Source organism: Neorickettsia sennetsu str. Miyayama (assembly GCF_000013165.1).
Taxonomy (GTDB): domain Bacteria; phylum Pseudomonadota; class Alphaproteobacteria; order Rickettsiales; family Anaplasmataceae; genus Neorickettsia; species Neorickettsia sennetsu.
Genome location: NC_007798.1, coordinates 853,000 through 859,006 on the forward strand (window position 1 = coordinate 853,000; position 6,007 = coordinate 859,006).

The 6,007-nt window shown below is 33.8% G+C and carries 6 protein-coding genes; 3 read left to right on the forward strand and 3 right to left on the reverse strand.

Features of this window, described 5'->3' with window-relative positions; translation table 11 throughout:
• Positions 1 to 24: 24 nt before the first annotated feature.
• Positions 25 to 660, reverse strand: coding sequence for an SDR family NAD(P)-dependent oxidoreductase (locus NSE_RS03940; protein WP_011452336.1), 636 nt, complete (start codon positions 658 to 660; stop codon positions 25 to 27).
• A gap of 78 nt (positions 661 to 738) precedes the next feature.
• Between NSE_RS03940 and terL the strand changes: the two genes are divergently transcribed.
• The 3 genes from terL (at position 739) to nadA (ending at position 4,514) form a co-directional block, all read left to right on the forward strand.
• Positions 739 to 2,136 carry a phage terminase large subunit gene (terL, locus tag NSE_RS03945; protein WP_011452337.1) on the forward strand — a complete coding sequence of 466 codons (1,398 nt, stop codon included), beginning with the start codon at positions 739 to 741 and terminating at the stop codon, positions 2,134 to 2,136.
• 406 nt (positions 2,137 to 2,542) lie between these two features.
• Positions 2,543 to 3,517, forward strand: coding sequence for a uroporphyrinogen decarboxylase (gene hemE, locus NSE_RS03950; RefSeq protein ID WP_011452338.1), 975 nt, complete (start codon positions 2,543 to 2,545; stop codon positions 3,515 to 3,517).
• 49 nt (positions 3,518 to 3,566) lie between these two features.
• Positions 3,567 to 4,514, forward strand: a complete 948-nt coding sequence (gene nadA, locus NSE_RS03955) for a quinolinate synthase NadA (protein WP_011452339.1) — start codon at positions 3,567 to 3,569, stop codon at positions 4,512 to 4,514.
• A 25-nt stretch (positions 4,515 to 4,539) separates the two neighbouring features.
• Here the strand turns inward: nadA and coaD are convergent, their stop codons facing one another.
• Together coaD and NSE_RS03965 are read right to left on the reverse strand one after the other, a co-directional pair.
• Complete coding sequence (gene coaD / locus NSE_RS03960) at positions 4,540 to 5,025, reverse strand: pantetheine-phosphate adenylyltransferase (RefSeq protein WP_011452340.1); 486 nt, start codon at positions 5,023 to 5,025, stop codon at positions 4,540 to 4,542.
• 3 nt (positions 5,026 to 5,028) lie between these two features.
• On the reverse strand, positions 5,029 to 5,646 hold the full coding sequence (locus NSE_RS03965) for a hypothetical protein (RefSeq protein WP_227028956.1): 618 nt from the start codon (positions 5,644 to 5,646) through the stop codon (positions 5,029 to 5,031).
• Positions 5,647 to 6,007 lie beyond the last annotated feature (361 nt).

Consider the following 6,007-nt stretch of genomic DNA (forward strand, 5'->3'; position numbering starts at 1 on the left):
AGAAAGATGTAACTTACAAACATTTTACGTCCGCAAGATATTCTCAAGGTCATCTTTAAATTTTGTTAGATTTTTCTCTTCGAAATTTCCATCGTCCTTTATTACGATCTCCGGATTCACTGAGTAGAATCTGATTCCACCACTTTGGACCGAAGCATTAATCATAAGCGTAAGTTCATATAGACACTTTTTCGAAAATAAGTAGGAGAAATACTTTTTGCTTCCGCGGTTCTTAACTAGTGCATCGACGATATTGATGACTTTCCCACCTTTAGGATTATGAGAAATAAATCTTTGCATCAGAATAAGTGGTGCAAGAACATGTATCCGGTAATAGCTATCAAACAGATCTTGACTAGATGTCTCTACACTATCTTGTACAAAAAACGATGCGTTATTTACAAGTAGATTAAGATACGGAAAAAAGGCAAATGACTCATCTATTATTCCCCCGAGATGCCCGGAAAGAATTAGATCTTCCTGATATATATGAGTTCGTATTTTGTATGTTTCCTCTAATCTATTTTTTAATAAAACTACATCACCATAGGACTTGTTGTAGTGTAGGATCAGGTCATATCCATAACTTGCAAGAATTTCAGAAATAAAAGCTCCCAACCTTCTTGCTGAGCCCGTTATTAAAGCCGCTTTCCTTTCCAAAGTAAGTAAATTTTGCTTCTTTAAAAGACAAAATACAAATAGAATTTTCTACTTTCTAATACTCTACAAAACGTGTAGGTGAAAAGACAGTATTCCACGGAGGAGTTTCTAAAATTCTTTAAAGAATCATTTAAAACTCTTTTCCCTGCCAAAAAGTTCGTAAAGTGTGGATACATAAATGTCATATCAGACAGATTGGTTGCCTGCTTAAACGGGAAAATCAATAGGTTGATAATCAACATTCCTCCTAGACATATGAAATCCACCTTAGTTAGTGTTGTGTTCCCAGCTTTTGTTCTTTCAAAAGAACCCTCAAAAGGAATAATAGTAGCAAGTTATTCGAGCCTACTAAGCACTAAACATTCACTCGAAACAAAACTCGTTATGTCTTCTGAGTGGTACAAAAAAAAGTTCAAAGACACTGTCATATCAAAACATCACAACACAAAAAATAAATTTTTAACTACCAAGTTAGGATTCCGGCTTGCAACATCAATTTCAGGAACACTTACTGGAGAAGGAGCAGACATCATAGTAGCTGATGATCCAATAAATGCACTACAGGCAAACAGTAACACATTTAGAGAAAGGACAAAGACTTGGTTCCTAAACACATTTATGACACGCCTAAATCATAGTAAAAAGAGTATAGTAATCATTGTTATGCAGAGGCTTCATTACGATGATATATGTGGTCACTTAACAAGAACTTCGGACAAGTGGCATGTTATATCACTTCCACTTATTGCAGAGAGGAAAGAAAAAATTACTTCTATAAACTCAAAAAAGATTCTTTTAAAAAGGAAGGAAGGCGAAATTTTAAATAGAAACTATTTAAAACACGAAAATATACCAAAACTGAAAGCAGAGATAGGCACATACGTTTTTGCCTCACAGTACCAACAAAATCCAATTTCAAATATAAACTCGATTATTAGAAGAGAGTGGATAAAGCGTTACTTAGAAAAAGAAGAGATAAGTGAAATATTATATATATCTCAAAGCTGGGATACAGCAGCTTTTAATACTCAACAGAGTGATTATACAGTCTGCATTACATTTGCGAGATCGAAAACAGCATTTTATGTTTTAGACGTGTATAGAGAAAAACTAGATTATCCTGAAATAAAAAGAGCAATTGTTGAAAACGCAGAGAAATGGAAAGCAAATTACGTTCTTATTGAGAACAAATCAAGTGGACAAGCTTTAGTACAAGAGCTCAGAAGCTCAACAGCTCTACCAATAGTTTCTGTTACCCCAGTTAGAAAAAAAATAGAAAGACTCTACAGTGTCGTTTCAATATTTGAATCAGGGAAGTTCTATTTACCGTATTCCAGTGAATGGCTGACAAATTTCGAACTGGAGCTTTTTAGCTTTCCAGGATCGATTTACGATGACCAAATAGACAGTCTTACACAGTATTTGAACTACGAAATTACGAAAAGTTATCCCCAATTGAGTATAAGATTTCTCTAGAATCACAATGTTGATAAGTACGTGTAAAACCTGTTTATACAGGGTTTATTGTTTATTGAAATCTTTAATAGATCCGGTTGTTTTTAAAATCGTTCAGGATTTTTAAGAGAATTTCAACAAATTTGTTTGAGTGAGTGTCTTATCCCTTTTTTAGTTGAAATTTTTCTCGTTAATGCAAACTGTTAATATATTACTATGCCCAAGATACGCCAATCTATGCAACACTAGAGTCTATATTTTTACTGCAATTAACAAACTCCGACTTTGTTCAAAAAACTGTGAAAAAGATTTGATAAACACTTTCCCCTAAAATCACATTAATAATAAAATATATATCTATAAAGTAAGTATGTAGTAGAATTAGAACTTACGTTACAGTAACTTACCTATAAGTTTCAAAGCGATTGTGTCACTGCTAGATAAAAAAATATCCACATGGTTTATGAGACAAGCAGGAAGGTATCTCCCTGAATATCTCAAAATATCAAAAGAAATGACTTTTTTTCAGATGTGTGAATCACCTGAAATAGCATCAGAAATAACACTACAACCTATCAAAAGATTTGACCTTGACGCCGCAATAGTATTTTCTGATATTCTTGTCCTACCAAGAGCTCTTGGTTGTAATATAGATATCAAAAAAAGTACTGGTCCCGTAATAGAGAGGATAAATAACCCAAATTGGTTAACATATGATGCGTTCGAGGAGAAAATTTCTCCAACACTAAATACGATTGCTATAACAAGAAAATCTCTTCCACAAAATAAGAGCCTAATAGGTTTTGCTGGAGGACCGTGGACAGTAGCGCTCTATATCATTGAAGGTGGATGGGATAAGACTTTTTTAAGAACAAAAGAATTCATTAACAAAAGGTACCATGAGTTCAAAGAAATAATATCGATTTTGACTGATGCAACAATTCAATACTTAAATAAACAACTCAAACACGGTGCGGACTTTATACAAATATTTGAAAGTTTTGCTTGGGCAGCATCATCAAACGAGTTTAAAGAGTTCATAGTGGAACCGACGAGAAGAATAGTTTCATCTATTGATGTTCCAGTTATAGGGTTCCCTAAAGGAGCTGGGGTGTCTTATCTTCAATATGTGAAAGAAACTTCAGTTGACGTAATAAGTACTGACCATTCTCTACCACTCGATTGGATAGCAGACAATCTTCAAACTCATGCTGTTGTACAGGGAAACCTTGATCCTTATCTTCTGGCATTTAATAAAAAAGAAGCACTTCTGCAAACAGAGAGAATAGTAGATGCTTTCTCAGAAAAGAATTTTATCTTCAATCTTGGTCATGGTATTTACAAGGAAACTCCGCTTTCCTCAGTGGAAGCAGTATTAGATTTTATAAGAGCTAGGAATTAATAAGTAAATTTGTTACAACTACACCCGTGTCTCTTGTAATTACCTAAAAGTGGGCTTCCTTAAAAATCTTGAGAGAGAGATTGTGGAGCTAAAGAAAAAGAAAAATGCTGTAATACTTGCACACTACTACCAAGATGATGAATTACAGGATATAGCCGATTTTGTCGGTGATTCTCTTGATTTATCTAAAAAGGCTTCGAATACGGATGCTGAAATCATTGTTTTCTGTGGAGTGACATTCATGGGTGAAGTTGCAAAGCTGCTAAGCCCAGGAAAAAAAGTTATTGTGCCAGATATGGCAGCTGGTTGTTCTTTAGAGGATTCCTGCAAAGTTGAACATTTGAAAAAATTTATAAGTCCTGTTGAGAACCCGTTTGTTTTGACATATATAAATTCTTCAGTTCATGTTAAGGCAATATCAGATTCAATATGTACCTCGTCTAGTGCTGAAAAAATAATAAACAGTATACCAAAAGAGAAAAATATCGTTTTTGCTCCGGACAAGTTTTTAGGGAGCTATTTACAGAAAAGAACAGGCAGAAAAATGAAAATTTGGCAAGGAACCTGCATCGTTCACGAAAGTTTCTCTGAGAAGCATGCTATCTCACTTAAATTAGAAAATCCAGATGCAAAAGTTGTTGCTCACCCAGAATGTCCTGATGTGCTTATCAAATACGCGGATTTTGTTGGATCAACATCGCAAATACTTTCATATATAAAAAAATCGGGCTTCCTAAAGTTTATAGTTCTGACTGAGCCTGGAATAATACACCAGGCAAAAAAGATTCTTCCACACGGTATTTTTTTTCCAGTGGAATCAGTTAATTCATCTGGGACATGTGCTATGTGTAACAAGTGTCCCCACATGAGACTAAACACAATGGAGAAGTTGTATCACTGCTTAGACAAGGAAGAACCATCAATAGAAATAGATCCATCAATCTTTGATGCTGCAAGATCTGCTGTTGAGAACATGTTTTTTTACCTGAATAAATAGAGGACACAAATCCAATGATTTGTGTTTATTGTTTAAATAGATGTGATCTTACATCATTTATTATTTGATGCGGTAAAAATTGAGAAAGGTCTCCTCCAAGGATTGCTACTTGTTTGACAAAAGTTGATGAGAGAAATTGTGTTTCGTGTGAGGCTGGAAGGAATATTGTTATTATTCTATCGTCCAATTTATGATTTACCCAACTCATTTGGAACTCATATTCGAAGTCTGATACGGCTCTTAGGCCTCGTACTATGGTGTTACCTTTTTCTTGCCTAACAAAATCAACTAAAAGACCTTTGAAAGTTTTTATCTCAAGTTTTCCTTTAATTTCTGCTATAGAATTTTGAATGAAGCTCTTTCTCTTTTCACTTGAAAATGTCGGAGCTTTTGATGTACACTCCGCAACAGCTATTATAAGCTTGTCCACCACTAAGAGTGCCTTCTTTATTATATCTAAGTGACCTAGTGTTACTGGATCAAATGTTCCAGCGTATACTCCGATCCTCATATGTTACTCAATTAATTCTATTACTAAGATTTTTAATTCATCATCCAGTTTCTTATCTAGAAAACTACCATTTGCTATGACTATTTTCCTAGTAAGTGGTTGCATATCTATTACAAAATTCTCAATTGGTGACAACCCGCTGCCAATCTTTATCTCAATCCGTTTTGAGATAATTTTATTTCCCCGGATATCATATATCTCATAGTTTATGTGTGCATTATCACCACAAAACTTTGGCTTTTTATTTGTTATCCTTCCATTCAGTATTATAGGATTCAGTTCAAAGTCCGGGACATTTTTATTTTCTACATCTAGAATTTCAACTTTGAACGAGGTAAAGTCGTTGTTTTTTTTATCTAAAAAGACCTCATTTACTATCGAACCCGGTACTCCAATCTGTGCTTCTTCTCCTTTTTTCATACCTATTGGAATCATGTTTAATATAGGAAGATGATTTTTTCCTACAATATATTCAAGCTGCTCTAATTTTCCTATCGTACCTCCGTAAGCATTGATTTTGACTTTATCACCACATTTTATTTCATTTCCTTCTCCCGCTTTTAATAACGATTTTGTAATTAGTCGGTCATAGAAAAGTCTACTTCTTATACCATCGAACAATCCATAATTATCTAACCGCGAGTCTATATACAGTTCTATTATTGGTTTAACAATGTAATAACCAATAGAGACAAATATATTATTTCGATTGTTTAACTGCAATTCGTATTTATTCTCTTTATCTGAGTTTTTTAGGTAAACAGCCAAAGAAAGAGATGATATGAATAGTAGGAGTAAGAAAAATATGATTTTTAATAATCTCTTCATCTGTTTGATGTGTAATTACAAAAGAAAATTCCACAATGTTCCACGTGGAACAATATTTTGAATTTCAAAGAACTACTCTTCATATGTATTAGAATCTACACGTACTGCGTATATAATTGTATATGACACAAGTAGGTTTTTCTATGAATAGAAC

Bases quoted from the DNA above. Each gene is read 5' to 3' on its own strand.
- coaD (WP_011452340.1), bottom strand. From the start codon at position 5,025: ATGAGGATCGGAGTATACGCTGGAACATTTGATCCAGTAACACTAGGT.